General features: G+C 73.2%; 13 protein-coding genes. 12 read left to right on the top strand and 1 reads right to left on the bottom strand.

Annotated features, from left to right (window positions below):
* The first annotated feature begins 6 nt into the window (after positions 1 to 6).
* The 7 genes from NVV95_RS03495 to NVV95_RS03465 all read left to right on the top strand — a co-directional run bounded on the left by NVV95_RS03495 (position 7) and on the right by NVV95_RS03465 (position 8,459).
* Entirely contained in the window at positions 7 to 1,752 is a 1,746-nt protein-coding gene (locus NVV95_RS03495; protein WP_259485142.1) for a rhamnulokinase, read from the top strand.
* Positions 1,749 to 2,810, top strand: coding sequence for a class II aldolase/adducin family protein (locus tag NVV95_RS03490; RefSeq protein ID WP_259485141.1), 1,062 nt, complete (start codon positions 1,749 to 1,751; stop codon positions 2,808 to 2,810). The genes NVV95_RS03495 and NVV95_RS03490 overlap by 4 nt, the downstream gene beginning before the upstream one ends.
* A complete protein-coding gene (locus tag NVV95_RS03485) occupies positions 2,807 to 3,556 on the top strand; it encodes an SDR family oxidoreductase (RefSeq protein ID WP_259485140.1) in 750 nt (249 codons plus the stop codon). The genes NVV95_RS03490 and NVV95_RS03485 overlap by 4 nt, the downstream gene beginning before the upstream one ends.
* Positions 3,557 to 3,590: 34 nt before the next feature.
* Positions 3,591 to 4,358, top strand: coding sequence for an SDR family oxidoreductase (locus NVV95_RS03480; protein ID WP_259485139.1), 768 nt, complete (start codon positions 3,591 to 3,593; stop codon positions 4,356 to 4,358).
* Positions 4,359 to 4,903: 545 nt separating this feature from the next.
* Positions 4,904 to 6,271, top strand: a complete 1,368-nt coding sequence (locus NVV95_RS03475) for an FGGY-family carbohydrate kinase (protein ID WP_259485138.1) — start codon at positions 4,904 to 4,906, stop codon at positions 6,269 to 6,271.
* Positions 6,272 to 6,440: 169 nt separating this feature from the next.
* A complete protein-coding gene (locus tag NVV95_RS03470; protein WP_259485137.1) occupies positions 6,441 to 7,343 on the top strand; it encodes a hypothetical protein in 903 nt (300 codons plus the stop codon).
* Between the two features lie 135 nt (positions 7,344 to 7,478).
* Entirely contained in the window at positions 7,479 to 8,459 is a 981-nt protein-coding gene (locus tag NVV95_RS03465) for a LacI family DNA-binding transcriptional regulator (protein ID WP_259485136.1), read from the top strand.
* Between the two features lie 58 nt (positions 8,460 to 8,517).
* Here the strand turns inward: NVV95_RS03465 and NVV95_RS03460 are convergent, their stop codons facing one another.
* On the bottom strand, positions 8,518 to 10,353 hold the full coding sequence (locus NVV95_RS03460; RefSeq protein ID WP_259485135.1) for a DEAD/DEAH box helicase: 1,836 nt from the start codon (positions 10,351 to 10,353) through the stop codon (positions 8,518 to 8,520).
* A 94-nt stretch (positions 10,354 to 10,447) separates the two neighbouring features.
* On the opposite strand from NVV95_RS03460, the gene NVV95_RS03455 reads away from it, so the two are divergent.
* From NVV95_RS03455 to ligD, 5 genes are all read left to right on the top strand, one after another.
* Positions 10,448 to 13,108, top strand: a complete 2,661-nt coding sequence (locus NVV95_RS03455; protein ID WP_375163775.1) for a phosphoenolpyruvate carboxylase — start codon at positions 10,448 to 10,450, stop codon at positions 13,106 to 13,108.
* A gap of 7 nt (positions 13,109 to 13,115) precedes the next feature.
* Complete coding sequence (locus tag NVV95_RS03450; protein WP_259485134.1) at positions 13,116 to 13,763, top strand: hypothetical protein; 648 nt, start codon at positions 13,116 to 13,118, stop codon at positions 13,761 to 13,763.
* Between the two features lie 37 nt (positions 13,764 to 13,800).
* Positions 13,801 to 14,832, top strand: coding sequence for a Gfo/Idh/MocA family protein (locus NVV95_RS03445; RefSeq protein WP_259485133.1), 1,032 nt, complete (start codon positions 13,801 to 13,803; stop codon positions 14,830 to 14,832).
* Positions 14,833 to 14,916: 84 nt separating this feature from the next.
* Positions 14,917 to 16,455, top strand: a complete 1,539-nt coding sequence (locus tag NVV95_RS03440) for an SPFH domain-containing protein (protein ID WP_259485132.1) — start codon at positions 14,917 to 14,919, stop codon at positions 16,453 to 16,455.
* An 84-nt stretch (positions 16,456 to 16,539) separates the two neighbouring features.
* Positions 16,540 to 17,562 (top strand): non-homologous end-joining DNA ligase, encoded by a 1,023-nt coding sequence (ligD, locus tag NVV95_RS03435; protein WP_259485131.1) that lies wholly within the window; start codon positions 16,540 to 16,542, stop codon positions 17,560 to 17,562.
* Positions 17,563 to 17,571 lie beyond the last annotated feature (9 nt).

Genomic DNA, 17,571 nt, shown 5'->3' with positions numbered 1-17,571 from the left:
CGTGACATGGATCGCACCGACGGGCCGGCCGCTTCCGGCGTTGCTGGCGCTGTCGGCGTACCTGGCGCTTCCGGCGCTGCTGCCGCACCTGGCGGAGCGGGGCGCGCCTACGCGGCGGTCGACCTCGGGGCGTCGAGCGGGCGGGTGATGCTCGGGTTCATCGATCGCTCGCACGGGTCGCCGCGCATCCGGATGACCGAGGTACACCGCTTCGCCAACGGCCCACGCCCCGATTCGCTCGCGCCCGGGGCGACGCTGGAGTGGGACGTCGATCGTCTCTTCGACGAGACGCTCACGGGCCTGGCGGCGGCGGTCGACGCGGCAGCGGCAGCGGGCTGCGTGCTGGCCGGCATCGGCGTGGACTCCTGGGGCGTCGACTACGCGCTGGACGATGTGGCGGCCGAGGGTGGCGGGGCGGTGTCGATCCCGTCCGTGGCGCACCACCGCGGCGCCGACCCTGCGTGGGTTGCCGAGGCGGCGGCCGTCGTGCGCGACGAGCGGGTGTATGCCGTCACGGGCATACCGCCGCATCCGATCAATACTTCGGCGCGCCTCCGCGCCGCTGTGACGTCACCCGGTGGCACCGCCGCATCCGCCCGCCCCGCGCACACGGCCAGTCCTGCAGGCCCTGCCGCGATGTCGGGTGCGGAGCCTGATGGACACACGCGCGCCGGAACCCTGCTCCTCGTGCCCGACCTGTGGGTGCGGCTGCTCACCGGCACGATCGGCGCCGAGCGCACCATCGCCTCGACGACCCAGCTGCTCGATGCCCGAACCGGTACGTGGTCCCGCGAACTGATCGACGCCTGGGGGCTCGGCGCGGTCGACTTCCCCGAGGTCACCCCCTCCGGAACCCCCGCCGGCGTCACGCTGCCGTGGGTGACCGCCCGCCTCGGAGCCGCACGGCCGGTTCCGGTGCACCGGGTCGCCGGGCACGACACCGCATCCGCTCTCGCCTTCGCCGCGCCGGGCGACGGGCAGCTGCTCGTGTCGAGCGGCAGCTGGTCGCTCGCCGGGATCAGCGTCGCCGCGCCCGTGCTCTCGACCGAGGCGCTGGCCGCCGGGCTCACCAACGAGCGTGGGGTCGGCGACTCGACCCTGCTGCTGCGCAACCTCGCGGGCCTGTGGCTGCTCACCGAGTGCGCGCGCCAGTGGTCGAACGAGAGCGGGCGGATGCTCGACCCCCTCGACCTCGTGCGCGAAGCGTCGCTCCTGCCGGACTCGGGTGTCCCGGTGTTCGACGTGGGCGATCCGCGGCTGCTGGCGCCGGGTGGGATGCCGGAGCGCATCGCCGCCCTCTGCGTGGAGCGGGGGCATCCGGCGCCCAAGGGGGTGCTCGGCACCGTGCGGAGCATCGTCGAGAGCCTCGCCGCCGCGTACGCCGAGTCGGTGGGGCTGCTCGAGCGCGTGACGGGGGAGCGCCTCCGTTCGGTGCGGATCGTCGGCGGCGGGTCGCGGAACGAACTGCTCTGCCGGCGCACCGCCGCGCTGACGGGGCTGCCGGTGGTGGCGGGGCCGGCCGAGGCGTCCGCGTTCGGCAACCTCGCGGTGCAGCTGGTGGCGGCGGGGGAGTTCGCGACCCTCGCCGAGGTCTATGCGTCCGGCGGAATGGATGCTACCGGTCCCGCCGTGGCCGCCGCGACCGATGGCATCGTGCGCTACGAGCCGGGCGGGGTCACCGGTGGCGCGGACTCGCGCGGCGTGGGCGACGGCATTGCGCAGGATCAGTCGGGAGAGGTGGTGACGCGATGATGGACGACGCAGTCGCACGGAGTGAGCTGGTCGAGCTCTCGCGCGAGCTCGGGCGCCCCGACCGCCGGTGGGCGGTGCTGGCCGAGGGCAACACCTCGATCGCCCTCGGCGACGGGCGGATGCTCGTCAAGGCCTCGGGCGCGTCGATGGCGATCGCCGACCCGACCGACTTCGTCGCCGTCGGCCTGCCGGACGTGCTGGCCCTGGTCGACGCCGAGAGCACCTCGACCGACACGCCCACCGGGCCGGCGGCCGTCGACCCCGTCGAACCGCCCGCCCGCCCGACCGCCGACGACCTGGCGGCCCACGGGCACGATGGCCCGGCGGTCGACGCGCCTGTCGACCCAAAGGCCAACGCGCCCGTCGATCCGGCGGCCAACGCGCTCGTTGGCTCGGCGGCTGACGCGCACGCGGGCGGCGCGGGCGACGATGAGGCGGTGCGGGAGTTGTTCGCGCGCGGGAGCGGTCCGGGCGGGCGGCGGCCGTCCGTGGAGGCGCTGCTGCACGCGGTCTGCCTGGCGCTGCCGGGGGTCGAGGCGGTGGGACACACGCATCCGGTCCCGGTGAACGCGCTGCTCTGCTCGCCGCGGGCGTCGCTGCTCGTCGAGGGCTCGCTCTTCCCCGACCAGATCGTCGTGCTCGGAACCGACCCGCTGCTGGTGCCGTACATCGACCCGGGGCTTCCGCTCGCGCGGGCGGTGCGGCGGATGCTCGCCGAACGTCTCGCGTCGACCGGCTCCGTGCCCAAGGCGGTCTACCTCGCCAATCACGGCATGTTCGCGCTCGGGGCGACGCCCGCCGAGGTGCTGCGCATCACGGAGATGGCGGTGAAGGTGGCGGAGACGATCCTCGGCTCGCTGCCCGCCGGCGGACCCGTCTTCCTCTCGCCAGACGACGTGGCGCGCATCGACACCCGCCCCGATGAGCTCCTCCGCCGCGCGGCCCTCGCCGCCGCGGGCGCGGGCGCCCTGCCGACCTCGCCCGACCCGGCGACCTCGCCCTCGCCGTCGGCCACCCCCGCCACCCCTCCCACCCCCTCGAACGGAGCCCGCCCATGACCAGCACGCCGCCGACCGGAGGCCGGATGGACGGGCGCGTCGCCCTGATCACGGGCGGGAGCTCGGGCATCGGCCGCTCCTACGCGCAGCTGCTCTCCGCCGAGGGTGCGCGGCTCGTGCTGGTGGGGCGCGACGAGGATCGGCTGCGCCAGGTCGCGGACGCCCTGCCGGGGGAGGCGCGCGTGGTCGCGGGTGATGTCGCGCATCCGTCGGTCTCGGAGCGGGCCGTGGACGTGGCCCTCACCGACTTCGGGCGGCTCGACGACGTGCTCGCGAACGCCGGGCTGTACACCGGCGGCGACTTCGTCGACACGGATCCGGCGCTGATCGAGCAGCTCGTGTCGGTGAACGTCTTCGGCGCGATGGCGACCGTGCGCGCCGCCCTGCCGCACCTGATCGCCGCCGGCACGGGGGACGTGCTGGTGACGAGCTCGGTGTCGGGGCACCAGGACATCCACTGGGAGCCCGTCTACTCCGCCACGAAGCACGCGATGCAGTCGTTCGTGCACACCCTGCGACGCCAGCTCGTCGGAACCGGCGTGCGCGTCGGAGCGGTGGCCCCCGGGGTCGTGCTGAACGAGCTGTGGGGGTTCGCGGAGGGCGCCGACGGGGTGGACCAGGCGGTGGGGGCCCGCACGGGCATCCGCTCTGAGGACGTCGCCGACGCCGTGCTCTACATGCTCACCCGGCCGCGGCACGTGACCGTGCGCGACCTGGTCATCCTGCCGACGGATCAGGAGATCTGACCGTGGCGTCGCCATCCATCACGAAGGAGTGCCCGTGTTCGAGAATCTGAGAGGCCGCACCGCGGTCGTCACCGGCGGGGCCCGCGGGCTCGGCTATTCGCTCGCCACCGCGCTGGCGGGGCAGGGCGTCAACGTCGCGCTGCTCGATCTGCTGCCGATCGTGGGGTCGTCGGCGGCCCGGCTGACGAGTGAGTACGGCGTCGAGGCGCGCGGCTACGAGGTCGACGTGACGGATGCCGACGCCGTCGAGGCGGCCTTCGCCGCTGCGGAGTCCGAGCTGGGCGTGCCGTCGCTGCTCGTCACCGCCGCGGGCATCACGATCTGGGGCGCGAGCGTGGATGTACCGGCCGACACCTGGCGGAAGGTGCTCGCGGTGAACCTCGACGGGACGTTCTTCGCGGCGCAGTCGTTCGGGCGGCGGGCGCTCGGGGCGGGGGTGCCGGCGTCGGCGATTTTCATCTCGTCGATGTCGGGGTTCATCGTGAATCAGCCGCAATTCCAGGCGTCGTACAACGCCTCGAAGGCGGCGGTGAGCCACCTCGCGTCGTCGCTCGCGGTGGAGTGGGCGCCTTCGGGGGTGCGGGTGAACGCGATCGCGCCGGGGTATTTCCTGTCGGACATGACGCGGGAGTTCACCGAGGCGAACCCCGAGCTCGCCGCGCAGTGGATCGGGACGATCCCGGCCGGGCGGATGGGCGAGCCGGACGACCTGCACGGGCTGGCGCTGTACCTCGCGTCCGACGCTTCGTCGTACCTCACTGGGCAGAGCATCGTGATCGACGGCGGGTACACGGCGGTCTGACGCGCCGCGGCGGGCGGCCTCGCGCGCCGACGCCGAGGCGGCGGTCCCCGTTCGCACGATCGACTTGGCCCGTCCCGTTGCAAGATCCGCGTTTTGGAACGGGAAGGGCCAAGTCGGTTCGCGGCGGCGGAGCGAGTTGCCTCGATCCGCCCCAAAAGGCGGCGTTTAGGGCGGATAGAGGCAACTCGATCTCGCGGTGAAGCGGCTGGGCGATCGCCGGCGTGCGCCCCGGGGTGAACGCAGGCGCGCGCCCGGGTTGAGTACGGGCGCGCGCGCCCGGGGTGAACGCAGGCGCGCGCCCGGGTGAGCACCGGCGGGCGGCTGGGGTGAGCACCGGCGCGTGCCTGGGGCGAGCACCGGCGCGGGCCTTGGGTGGGCACCGGCGCGCGCCCGGGGTGGACACGGCGCGCCCGAGGCGATCACCGGCGTGCGATGGGGGTGTGACATCGATGACATGGCGTGGTAGCGTCATCTATGACATCGATGACATGGGCGGCTGCAGAGGCGCAGCGCCCGAGTAGGCATCGGGATCCAGGAGTTCCACCGTGAGCACACCCCTCGTCGCCGGGCTCGACCTCGGCAGCACCGGCGTGAAGATCCTCGTGGCCGACGAGGCCGGCGCCGAGGTGCTGATCCGGCAGCTGCCGACGCCCTGGCGCGCGGGCGCCGCCGGCACGACGACCATGGAGGCCGCCGACCTCGTGCAGACCGTGCGCGAGCTGTTCGAGCTCGTCGCCGCCGACCTCGCCGAGCTGCGCGGCGGCGATGCCCGCATCGGCGCGGTGGCGGTCTCGGGCATGGGGGAGTCCGGCGTGGTGCTGGGCGCGAACAGTGAGGCGATCGCCCCGGCGATCGCGTGGTTCGACCCCCGGGGCGGTGAGCAGCTCGAGGCGCTGCCGCCGAGCATCCGCGCCGAGTTCGCCGGACGCACCGGACTGCCGCTCGGCGTGCAGGTCTCGGTGATCAAGCTGCTGCACCTGCGCGACCAGGGCCTCGACCTCACCGGCGCGCGCTGGCTGAACCTGCCCGAGTTCGTCGTGGCGGCGCTCGGCGGCGAGCAGGCGGCCGAGTACTCGCTCAGCTCCCGAACGGGCCTGCTCGACCAGGACACCGGCGCCCCGTGGCCCGAGCTGCTGGCGCACCTCGGCGTCAGCTCCGACTTCCTGCCGCCCTTCGTCGACGCGGGCACCCCGCTCGGTCGGGCCGACGCCGAGTGGCTGCCGGCCGCCTTCGCCGGGGCACTCCTCACCGTCGCGGGCCACGACCATCTCGTCTCGGCCGTGTCGACGGGCGAGTTCCCGGATGACCGCTACCACGTCTCGATGGGCACCGCCGAGGTGCTGCTGCGGGTGCTCCCCGCGCCGCTGCCGTTCGAGGCCCGAGAGCGTCTCGCCGAGTGGCTGATCAACTGCGTGCGCCACGTGGTGCCCGGCACCTGGGTGCTCGTCGCCGGCGTCAAGACCGGGCTGCTGATGCGCCGCACCCTGCAGCTGGTCGGCGTGAACGACCGCGCGGGCCGCGACGCGCTCGACGCCGCCGTGATGGAGCAGCCCTACGAGGGCGTGCTGCAGGACGGCGACGTGCAGGTGACCGGCGCCCGCAACGACGACGGCGTGCTGCGCCTCGTCGTGCAGGCCGACGGCGCCGGCCCGGCCGACCTCTTCGGAGCGGTGCTGCGGCACGGCAACGACGAGCTCGCCCTGCTCGTCGAGGCGATGGACCGGGAGGTGCCGCCCGCGACCTCGGCCCTGCTCACCGGCGGCTGGGCGAGCATGCGCTCGGTGCAGCGCGCCCGGGCCGAGGTGCTGGCGGGCGTGCGCGTGTCCGACCGCTCGCAGGACACCGCCTACGGCGCCGCCGTCTTCGCCGCGCGTCTGCTGGCGACGGATGCGCATCCCGACCGACCCGCCTGACCCACGCCGCGGCACCGCCCGCGACCGCGCCGACCCCGCGCGCGCCCCGACCACCCCACCCCCTGACCCGCCCGACCTCGTCGGCCACCGACCCCAAGCCATCCCACCCCCTGACCCACCACCCCTGACCCACCACCCCCGAACCACCACCCCACCAAGGAGCCACCCCGTGAACGAACTCACCACCCTCGAGCGCCGAGCCCTCTCGAAGATCAGCACCCCCGCCGGCGGCATGCTGATCGTCGCCGCCGACCAGCGCAACGGCATGAAGGCCGTCATGAAGGACGCCCCGAACGGCGCGGAGGGCATCAGCCGCGACGAGCTCGCCGACGCCAAGAGCGACCTGCTGAAGGTGCTCGGCAACGCGGCGCCCGCGATCCTGCTCGACCCCTCGACCGCGCTGCCCCGCGTGGTCGACGACGGCACGCTCGACAGCGACACCGGCCTCGTGGTCGCGATGGACGAGTCGGGCTTCGCCGTCGAGAACGGCCTGAAGCGCACCCGCTACGTCGAGGGCATGACCCCCCGAAAGGTGCGTGAGCTCGGAGGCGACGCCGCCAAGATGCTCTGGTACCTGCGCGCCGACCGCCGCGACGACGAGAAGGTCGTGCTCGACGACATCGCCCGCCTCACCGCGGAGTGCGCCGAGGAGGGCGTGCTGCTGATCGTCGAGATCCTGACCTACCAGCTCGAGGACGAGAGCGACGAGGAGTACGCCGAGGTCTTCCCCTCGCTCATCTCGGGTGCCGCCGAGCTCAGCGTCGCCGCGGGCGCCAAGGTGCTGAAGCTGCAGTACGCCGGGTCGGCCGAGGCCGCCGCCGCCGTCACCGAGGCCGCCGCCGGTGTGCCGTGGGCCGTGCTCTCGGCCGGTGTCGACCACGCGACCTTCGTCGACCAGGTGCGCACCGCCGTCGTCAACGGCGCCCGCGGTGCCATGGCCGGCCGCTCGCTCTGGAAGGACAGCCTCTCGATCTCGTCCGAGAAGCGCGAGGAGCTGCTCAGCACGAAGGCCGTGCCCCGCCTGAAGGAGCTCGCCGCGATCATCGACGAGGTGCTCGCGAACCGCGAGTAGCCCCCGGCAGCGGCCCCGGCCCGGCCGAGCGCCGCGCCGGGGCCGCCGGGCCACCCGCCCGGGCCCGCCGTAGACTCTCGTCGGGTCAGAACAGCGGATGCCCGCCCCGGCGCATCCCGACAGAGGAGCGTGCACATGGCGACGATGCAGGACGTGGCCGACCGCGCCGGCGTGAGCGCCAAGACAGTCTCGCGCGTCTTCAACGACGACCCGCATGTGCTGCCCGAGACCCGGGAGCGCGTCGCCGAGGCCATGCGCACCCTGAACTACGTGCCGAACGTGCTGGCCCGCACCTTCCGCGCGGGACGCTCCACGAGCGTCGGCGTGGCGGTGCCCGACGTGGTCGACCCGTTCTTCGCCGCCGTGGTGCGCGCCGTCGAGCGGGTCTGCTCGGCGAGCGGCATCACCACCCTCGTCACCAGCATCGGCGACGACCCGGCGCGCGAGAAGCCGGTGCTCGAGGCACTGCTCCGCACCCAGCTGATGGGTCTCGTGCTCGCGCCGGTCGCGGCCGACCACGCCTGGCTCGCGCCGTGGACCGAGCACACCCCGATCGAGTTCGTCGACCGCGCGCCGATCGACCTCGAGGCGGATTCCTTCGTGGAGGACGACCGGCACGGCTCCTACCTTGCGACGAGGCACCTGATCGAGCACGGGCACACCCGCGTGGCGTTCCTCGCCGACCAGACGCATCCGCCGAGCTCGCGCCGTCGTCTCGCGGGCTACACCGAGGCGCTGGCCGACGCCGGCCTGCCGCTCGACGAGCGCCTGATCGCCTTCGACGCGGGCAGCGACGACGGCGCCACCCGCGAGCTCGAACGGCTGCGCCGGTTGACGGATGCTCCGACCGCCGCCTTCTCGTCGAACGCTCGTGTCACGATGCACGCCTTCTCGGCGCTGAAAGACGCCGGCACGGCCTTCGTCGGCTTCGGCGACTTCCCGATGGCGGATCGGCTGACGCCCTCGGTCAGCGTCATCGACCAGGACCCGGCACGTCTCGGCCGGCTGGCGGCGACGCGCGCGCTCGAGCGGTTCAATGCTCCGAGCGCCCGCTACGAGCCGTCGACCGTCGTGCCTGTCGGGCTCACGATCCGCCGCAGCTGCGGCTGCCCGTGAGCCCGTCGGGCGCCGAAGACGGGAACGGCTGAGGCGCCGACACGCCGGCCCGCGTCGCTCAGTAGCGCTCGCGCGGCGGGCGCGACTCGCGGTCGCCGCGGTCGCCGCGGTCGCCCCGCTCCGGCCGCTTCGCCGAGCTGCCGAAGCGATCCGGCTTCAGCTCGATCAGCTTGCCGCTGATCCGCGTGTCCTTCAGGCGCCGCAGCGTGTCGGCGGGCAGATCGGCCGGCAGCTCGACGAGCGAGAAGTCGGGCCGGATCTGGATGGCGCCGAAGTCCTCGCGACGCAGCCCGCCCTCGTTGGCCAGCGCGCCCACGATCTGGCGCGGCTCGACCATCTGGCGCTTGCCCACCGCGATGCGGTACGTCGCCTTGGGGCCGCCACCGCCGCGAGGCCCGCGGTCGCGATCCCCGCCGCCGTCGGAGAAGCGGTCGCGCGAACCCCGCTCGGGGCGCCCGCCGCGGTCGCCGCCGCGCTCGGCGCGCTCCTCGCGGGCGCGGTCGCGCTCGACCGCCTGCGAGCGGCGCTCGTCTTCTGCGGAGAGCAGCAGCGGCGTGCCGCCCTGCGCCATCACCGCGATGGCCGCGGCCACGTCGGCCTCGGGCACGTCGTGGTGCGTGACGTAGTGCTCGATGATGTCGCGGAAGGTCGCGATCTGCTCCGGCTCCGCGAGGGCCGCCGTGATGGCGTCGTCGAAGCGGGTCAGGCGCGTCGCGTTGACGTCGTCGACCGTCGGCAGCCTCATCTCGGTGAGCGGCTGCCGGGTCGCCTTCTCGATGGCGGTGAGCATCCGTCGTTCACGGGGCGTGACGAAGCTGATCGCGTCGCCGGTGCGGCCGGCGCGGCCGGTGCGGCCGATGCGGTGCACGTACGACTCGGTGTCGATCGGCAGGTCGAAGTTCACGACGTGGCTGATGCGCTCGACGTCGAGCCCGCGGGCGGCGACGTCGGTGGCCACGAGGATGTCGAGCTTGCCCGACTTCAGCTGGTTCACCGTGCGCTCGCGCTGGGCCTGCACCACGTCGCCGTTGATGGCGGCGGCGGCGTACCCGCGGGCGCGCAGCTTCTCGGCGAGCGTCTCGGTCTCGTTCTTCGTGCGGGTGAACACGATCATGCCCTCGAAGTTCTCGGTCTCGAGGATGCGCGTCAGGGCGTCGACCTTCTGCGGGTACGACACGATCAGGTAGCGCTGGGTGATGTTCGCCGAGGTCGTGGTCTTCGTCTTGACCGTGATCTCTTCGGGGTCGTGCAGGTACTTCTGCGAGATGCGACGGATCTGTGCCGGCATGGTGGCCGAGAACAGGGCCACCTGCTTGGAGTCGGGGGTGTCGGCGAGGATCGTCTCGACGTCTTCGGCGAAGCCCATCTTGAGCATCTCGTCGGCCTCGTCGAGCACGAGGTACTTCAGCTCGGTGAGGTCGAGGGTGCCCTTGTCGAGGTGGTCCATGATGCGGCCGGGCGTACCGACCACGATGTGCACCCCGCGACGGAGCGCGGACAGCTGCACGCCGTAGCCCTGACCGCCGTAGACGGGCAGCACGTGCACGCCGCGGAGGTGGGCCGAGTAGCGCTCGAACGCCTCGCAGACCTGCAGGGCGAGCTCACGGGTGGGGGCGAGCACGAGGGCCTGCGGGGTCTTCTGCGCCAGGTCGAGGCGCGACAGGATGGGAAGCGCGAACGCGGCGGTCTTGCCCGTTCCGGTCTGCGCCGTTCCGAGCACGTCGCGGCCCTCGAGGAGCGGCGGGATGGTGGCGGCCTGGATGGCCGAGGGGGTCTCGTAGCCGACGTCCTTCAGGACCTTCAGCACCGGGTCGCTGAGGCCCAGGTCGGCGAAGGTCGTCTGCTCGGGGGCGTCGGTCGCCTCGTCGGGCGTGGTGGTGCTGGATGATGCCATGGAACAACGGTACCCCGTCGCCCCGTGTCCTCACGTGTCAGCGGGTGCCGGGCCCGATTTTCTCCGGGCGCTCGGAGGGCAGTACCGTGAGCGTGTGACCAGCGAATCCGACGCGACACCACCCCTTCCCGCCGACGCCGACCGCCGCAGCGTGAGCCACGAGGTCGACCTCGACCTGCGCTCCGACGTGCGCCTGCTCGGCGCGCTGCTCGGCCGCGTGCTGACCGAGGCGGGCGGCGAGGAGCTGCTGGCCGATGTCGAGCGGCTCCGCGGGCTCGTCATCCGCGCCTACGAGCAGGACGGCGGAGCCTCCCTCGACGACGCCGAGGCGCTCGTGGCGTCGTTCGGGCAGGAGCGGGCCGAGCAGGTCGCGCGGGCGTTCACCTGCTACTTCCACCTCTCCAATCTCGCCGAGGAGCACCACCGGGTGCGCGTGCTGCACGCCCGCCCGGCCACGGGCGCCGACTCGCTGCCCGCCGCGGTGCAGCAGATCGTCGACGAGGTCGGCGCCGAGGAGGCCGCCGAGAGGCTCCGCACCATGCGGTTCCACCCGGTGCTGACCGCGCATCCGACCGAGGCCCGGCGTCGCGCCGTGGCGTCGGCCATCCGCCGCATCAGCGAGCTGCTCGCCGAGCGCGACGGCGCGGGTGAGGAGTCGGTGCTGCTGGCCGACAACGAGCGCCGCCTGCTCGAGGAGATCGACGTGCTCTGGCGCACCTCGCCTCTCCGCACCACCCGCCCCACCCCGCTCGACGAGGTGCGCACGGCGATGTCGATCTTCGACCAGACCCTGTTCCAGGTCGTGCCCCGGGTCTACCGGATGCTCGACGACTGGCTGCTCGGACCGGACGCCGGTCGCGTCCCGGCCGAGGCCCCCGCGTTCCTCCGCCTGGGCTCGTGGATCGCCGCCGACCGCGACGGCAACCCCTTCGTCACCGCCGACGTCACCAAGGCCGCGGCGGCCATCGCCTCGGAGCACGTGCTGCTCGGCCTCGAGCACGCCACTAGCCGCATCGGCCGCACCCTCACCCTCGACGCGGCGGAGACGCCGGCGAGCGAGGAGCTCCGCGAGCTGGCCGCTGTCCAGGAGCGGATGGCCGGGCACATCACCTCGGGCATCGGCACCCGTGCCCCCAACGAGCCGCACCGCCGGGTGCTGCTGGTGGTGGCGGAGCGTCTCGCGGCGACGCGGCGGGACGAGCATCCGCTCGCCTACCGGCGGCCCGAGGAGCTGCACGCCGACCTGCTCGTGGTGCAGCGCTCGCTGCGCGACGGGGGAGCGCACCGCAGCGCCAACGGCGAGCTGCAGAACCTGATCTGGCAGGTGGAGACCTTCGGCTTCCACCTGGCCGAGCTCGAGGTGCGCCAGCACTCGCAGGTGCACCGCAAGGCGCTCGCCGACGTGCGGACGGGCGGCGAGCTCGACGCCATGACCGTCGAGGTGCTCGACGTCTACCGCACCATCGCCGAGCTGCAGGAGCGCTACGGCGTGCGGTCGGCCCGGCGCTACATCGTGTCGTTCACGCAGTCCTCCGCCGACATCGCGACGGTCTACGCCCTCGCCGAGGCCGCCCTCGGATCGGCCGACGCTGCACCCGTGCTCGACGCCATCCCGCTGTTCGAGACCTTCGACGACCTGAACGCCTCGACGCGCATCCTGGCCGAGATGATCGAGCTGCCGCCGGTGCAGGAGCGACTCGCCGCCACCGGGCGCCGGCTCGAGGTGATGCTCGGCTACTCCGACTCCTCGAAGGACGTCGGGCCCGTCTCGGCCACCCTCGCGCTCTACGACGCCCAGGCGCGCATCTCGCGCTGGGCCGAGGAGAACGACATCGAGCTGACGCTGTTCCACGGCCGCGGCGGAGCCCTCGGGCGGGGCGGGGGACCGGCCAACGAGGCCGTGCTCGCGCAGCCCCCGGGGTCGGTCGACGGCCGCTTCAAGCTCACCGAGCAGGGTGAGGTGATCTTCGCGCAGTACGGCGACAAGACCATCGCCGCCCGGCACATCGAGCAGATGGCCGCGGCCACCCTTCTCGCCTCGAGCCCCGCGAACGAGGAGCGCAACCGCGCCGCCGCCGAGGAGTTCTCCGACGTCGCCGCCGCGCTCGACGTGGCCTCGCGCTCGCGCTTCTTCGAGCTGGTCAAGGCCGAGGGCTTCGCGCCCTGGTTCGCGCAGGTCACCCCGATGGAGGAGCTCGGCCTGCTCGCGCTCGGCTCCCGTCCCGCCCGCCGCGGGCTGTCGGTGGAGTCGCTCGAGGACCTCCGCGCCATCCCGTGGGTGTTCTCGTGGACCCAGGCCCGGATCAACCTCACCGGCTGGTTCGGCCTCGGCTCGGCGCTCGCCGCCGTGGGCGACGAGGAGCGGTTGCGCGCCGCCTACGCCCGCTGGCCGCTGTTCGCCTCGATGATCGACAACGTCGAGATGTCGCTGGCGAAGACGGATGCGCGGATCGCCGCGAGCTACCTCGAGCTCGGAGACCGCGACGACCTCGCGGCCCTGGTGCGCGAGGAGATGGAGCTCACCCGCGAGTGGGTGGCCCGCACGAGCGGGCACGCCACCATGCTCGAGGACCGCCCCGTGCTGCGCCGCGCCGTGCGACTGCGGAGCCCCTACGTCGACGCCCTGTCGCTGCTGCAGCTGCGGGCGCTCCGCGAGGTGCGGGCCACGGGGAGCACCGATCCCGACGACGCTCCGCACCGCCTCCTGCTGCTCACCGTCAACGGAATCGCCGCCGGGCTCCAGAACACCGGATGATGGACGTATGGTCCGTACCGCGCTCTCCGTCGTCGCCGGTGTGACCGTCGTCGGTTTCGCGGCGCTGACCGCGCTCGCGCCGCCGCCCCTGCCCGTCGAGTCGCCGTTCGAGCAGCAGATCGAACAGGCCCAGGCGGCCGCCGGCCCCGATTCGGTGGGGCAGACGTTCACCGTGCCCGGCGGGGTGGCGGGAGCATCCGTCGCCCGAGACTCGTACGACGCCGTCTCGGGCCTGCAGAACCTCTCGAAGGGCAGCACCAACCGCGACTGGGCGGTACTCGTGCTCTACATGGCCGGGTTCCCGACGAGCGAGTCGAACATCACGGTGATGATGCGGTGGATGCGCCAGGAGAACGGCCCGGACGACTGGTGGCTGCGCAACAATCCGCTGAACAACGGCTGGGGCTCGGGCGGCGGGTCGGGGCTCGGCAGCTACGACACCCTCGTCACGGCGGCGGCGAACGTCGGCAACGCGCTGCACGGCAACCCGGGCTACGCGGCGATCGTGGAGGGGTTCTCGACCTCGGCGCCGACCGGGCAGATCGAGGCGGCCATCTGGGCGTCGCCGTGGGCCACCTCGCACTACGGCAACGGCTCGCACTGGTCGCAGTCGCCGGTGCCCGTCTACGCGTCGCCGCCCGGCACCTGGGGCTGAGCCGCTCGCGTCGGAGCGCCTTCGCTAGCGTGGGGGCATGACCTCCGCACCCCTCCGCACCGCTGTCATCGGCTACGGCCTCGGCGGCCGCGTCTTCCACACGCCCTTCCTCGCCGCGTCGCCCGACTACACGCTCGACGGGGTCGTCACCGGGTCGCCGCAGCGGGCCGACGAGGTGCGCGAGCGGTACGGCGACATCGTGATCCCGGATGCGGACGCCCTCCTCGCCCGTGCCGCCGACTTCGACGTGGTTGTCGTGACCACCCCGAACGCCACCCACGCGCCTCTCGCGCACCGGGCCCTGGATGCCGGACTGCACGTCGTCGTCGACAAGCCCGTCGCCCTCACCGCGGCCGATGCCACGGCGCTCGCCGTGCACGCTGCGGAGGTCGGCCGCACGCTCTCGGTGTTCCAGAACCGGCGGTGGGACGGGGACTTCCTGACGGTGCGCACGGTTCTCGAGTCGGGCCTCGTCGGGGAGGTGCGCGTGTTCGAGTCGGCGTTCGAGGTCTGGAAGCCGACGCTCGGCGCGAAGAAGTGGAAGGAGGGCGCGGCGGCGGCCGAGGGAGGGGGAGTGCTGTTCGACCTGGGGCCGCACGTGATCGACCAGGCGCTGCAGCTGTTCGGGCCGGTCGACCGGGTGCACGCCGAGCTGGACGCGCGGCGGGACGGCGCGGTGGCCGATGACGACGCCTTCGTGACGCTGCGGCACGAGGGTGGGGTGCGGTCGCGGCTCTGGACGAGCGTCGTGGCGCCGTCGCCCCGGCCGCGGTTCCGGGTGATCGGATCGGCGGGGGTGTTCGAGACGCGGGGGCTCGACCCGCAGGAGGCGCAGCTGGCGGGCGGCGCGACCCCGGCGGACCCGGGATACGGGCTCGCCGCGACCGCGGGTGTGCTCCTGCGGCCGGATGCGCCCGACGAGGAGGTGCCGCTCGAGCGCGGCGACTACCCGGCGTTCTATGCGAGCTTCGCGGCCGCCGTGCTGTCGGGGGCGCCGGTGCCGGTCGAGGTCTCCGACGCCGTCGCGGTGCTGCGGATCATCGAGGAGGCCCACCGGCAGGCGCGGTGACGGCGTCCTCCGACATACTGGTAGCGGACTCGACCCGAACGGCTCCGATCTCCGCACGACCGCTCCTTCAGGAAGGCCGCCCTCTTGTTCCCGTTCGACTCCCTCATCATCGTCGCCGTCATCGGCCTCGTGGTGCTGATCGCGCTGATCGTGGTCATCACCCTGCTCCGCGGCATCAAGGTCGCCAAGCCCGACGAGGCGATCATCGTCACCTCCCGTCAGAAGACCGTGAAGCCCGGCACCCCCTCCCTCGAGGAGGACGAGAACGCCGGCCAGCGCGTCGTCTTCGGCTCGCGCGTGTTCGTCAAGCCGATCGTCGAGGCGTACTTCAAGCTCTCGCTGCGCAGCCGCCAGCTGAACGTGCAGGCGACCGCCCAGACGAAGGACGCCATCACCATCAAGGTCAACGCCGTCGCCGTGGTGAAGGTCGGCGGCTCGGAGTCGATGGTGCGCGCCGCCGCCCAGCGCTTCCTGAACCAGCAGGACCAGATCGAGACCTCCACCGAGGAGGTGCTCTCGGGTTCGGTGCGATCGATCGTGGGTCAGCTCACGGTGACCGAGATCATCACGAACCGCCAGGCCCTGCAGGGCCAGGTGCTCGACGCCGTGCGCGAGTCGCTCGACGTTCAGGGCCTGCAGATCGACACGCTGCAGATCAAGGAGATCGACGACGACAACGGGTACATCCGCGACCTCGGCCGTGCCGAGGCCGCCCGCGTGAAGCAGGTCGCCGAGGTCGCCGAGTCGGTGGCCCGCCGCACCTCGGAGGAGGCCCGGATCGAGGCCGACCAGGCCGTCGCCGAGCAGCAGCGCAAGCTCGACCTCCGGAACGCCGAGATCCAGAAGGAGACCGACAAGGCCCGCGCCGAGGCCGCCGCGTCGCGCCCGCTGGCCGAGGCGATCTCGCAGCAGGAGGTCATCGCCCAGCAGGAGATCACCGCCGGGAAGCGCGTCGGCCTCCGCAAGCAGGAGCTCGACGCCGAGATCCGCGCCGTGGCCGACGCCGAGGCGTACTCGCTGGAGAAGAAGGCGCAGGCCGACGCGGCCGCCGCCGTCGCCGCCGCGGTCGCCGAGCGCGACCGCCGCAAGGCGCAGGCCGAGGCCGTCGAGGCCGAGGGTATCGCCGAGCGCAACCGCCGCCGCAGCGCCGCCGAGGCGACGGAGGCGGAGGGCATCGCCGAGAAGAACCGTCGTATCGCCGCCGCCGAGGCGCTCCGGGCCGAGGGTGAGGCCGAGGCCAACTCGATCCGCGTGAAGGGTGCCGCCGAGGCGGAGGCCACGCGGGCGCAGGCCGACGCGCTGGAGGAGCGCGCCGACGACCTGCTGCGCCAGCAGGTGATCGGCCAGCTTCCCGCGATCGTGCGCGCGGCCTCCGAGCCGCTCGCGGCGATCTCGAACATGACGGTCATCTCGAACGACGGCAACGGCGTCGACCAGGTCGGCGGCAACGTCGCGAGCCAGCTCGCGTCGTCGATGCAGATCGTGAAGGACCTCGTGGGCATCGACATCGCCGAGATCGTCACGGGCCGCGCCTCGGGCGCCGCCGCCGGAGCCGCCGCGGGCAAGGCCCTCGCCGACGCGGGCGCCGCCCCGCGCACCGCATCGCCCGACGCCGCCATCTGACCCGATCGCACCGCTGCACCGCTGCGCCGCCGCACCGCCCCTCCGTCCTAGGCGGACGGGGCGGTGCCGGGTAGCGTGAGCGCCATGGCTAGTGAGGCGACCACGGTCGACGTCGACGGACCGCACGGCACCCGCGAGGTGCGCATCTCGAGCCCCTCGCGGCTCGTCTTCCCCGAGGCGGGCATCACCAAGCTCGGCCTCGCCGAGTACCACATCGCCGTCGGCGAGGCGTTCCTCGCCGCCAACGGCGACCGCCCGATCTCGCTGCAGCGCTTCGGCGGCGACATCCACGGCGACCAGTTCTTCTCGAAGAACCCGCCGAAGGGTGCGCCCGACTACGTGCGCTCTGAGACGGTGACCTACCCGAGTGCCCGGGCGCATCCGCAGATCGTCATCGACGAGACCGCCGTCACGGTGTGGGCGGTGCAGATGAACACGGTCGTCTTCCACCCCTGGGCGTCGCGGGCCGAGACGAGCGACTTCCCCGACCAGCTGCGCATCGACCTCGACCCGCAGCCGGGCACCGACTTCGGCGACGCCGTGCCGATCGCGTTCGAGCTGCGCAAGGTATTGGCCGACGCCGGCCTCGACGCCTTCATCAAGACCTCGGGCAACCGCGGCCTGCACGTCTTCGCGCCGATCGAGCCGACCCGCGAGTTCCTCGACGTGCGGCACGCGGTGATCGCCGCCGCCCGCGAGCTCGAACGACGGATGCCCGAGCAGGTCACCACCAACTGGTGGAAGGAGGAGCGCGGGCAGCGCGTCTTCGTCGACTTCAACCAGGCCAACCGCGACCGCACCATGGCCGGCGCCTACAGCCCTCGGGCGCTCGCCCACGCTCCGGTCTCGTGCCCGATCACCTGGGACGAGCTGCCCGACGCCGACCCCACCGCGTTCACCGTGCTGACGGTGCCCGAGCGGCTGCGCACGGTCGGCGATCCGTGGGCGGGGATGGCCGAGCATCCGGGCACCATCGACGTGCTGATGGAGTGGTGGGCCCGCGACCTCGAGTCGGGGCTCGGCGAGCTGCCGTTCCCGCCCGACTACCCGAAGATGCCAGGTGAGCCGCCGCGCGTGCAGCCGAGCCGGGCCCGCCACGACGACTGATCGGCTGCC

The organism is Herbiconiux gentiana, from assembly GCF_024978135.1.
In the GTDB taxonomy this organism is placed as follows: domain Bacteria; phylum Actinomycetota; class Actinomycetes; order Actinomycetales; family Microbacteriaceae; genus Herbiconiux; species Herbiconiux gentiana.
Note: the sequence above shows the minus strand (reverse complement) of the source record. Positions and strands in the feature narration are given on the sequence as shown.

Bases quoted from the DNA above. Each gene is read 5' to 3' on its own strand.
- NVV95_RS03495 (WP_259485142.1), top strand. From the start codon at position 7: ATGGATCGCACCGACGGGCCGGCCGCTTCCGGCGTTGCTGGCGCTGTC.
- NVV95_RS03490 (WP_259485141.1), top strand. From the start codon at position 1,749: ATGATGGACGACGCAGTCGCACGGAGTGAGCTGGTCGAGCTCTCGCGC.
- NVV95_RS03485 (WP_259485140.1), top strand. From the start codon at position 2,807: ATGACCAGCACGCCGCCGACCGGAGGCCGGATGGACGGGCGCGTCGCC.
- NVV95_RS03465 (WP_259485136.1), top strand. From the start codon at position 7,479: ATGGCGACGATGCAGGACGTGGCCGACCGCGCCGGCGTGAGCGCCAAG.
- NVV95_RS03460 (WP_259485135.1), bottom strand. From the start codon at position 10,353: ATGGCATCATCCAGCACCACCACGCCCGACGAGGCGACCGACGCCCCC.
- NVV95_RS03450 (WP_259485134.1), top strand. From the start codon at position 13,116: ATGGTCCGTACCGCGCTCTCCGTCGTCGCCGGTGTGACCGTCGTCGGT.
- NVV95_RS03445 (WP_259485133.1), top strand. From the start codon at position 13,801: ATGACCTCCGCACCCCTCCGCACCGCTGTCATCGGCTACGGCCTCGGC.
- ligD (WP_259485131.1), top strand. From the start codon at position 16,540: ATGGCTAGTGAGGCGACCACGGTCGACGTCGACGGACCGCACGGCACC.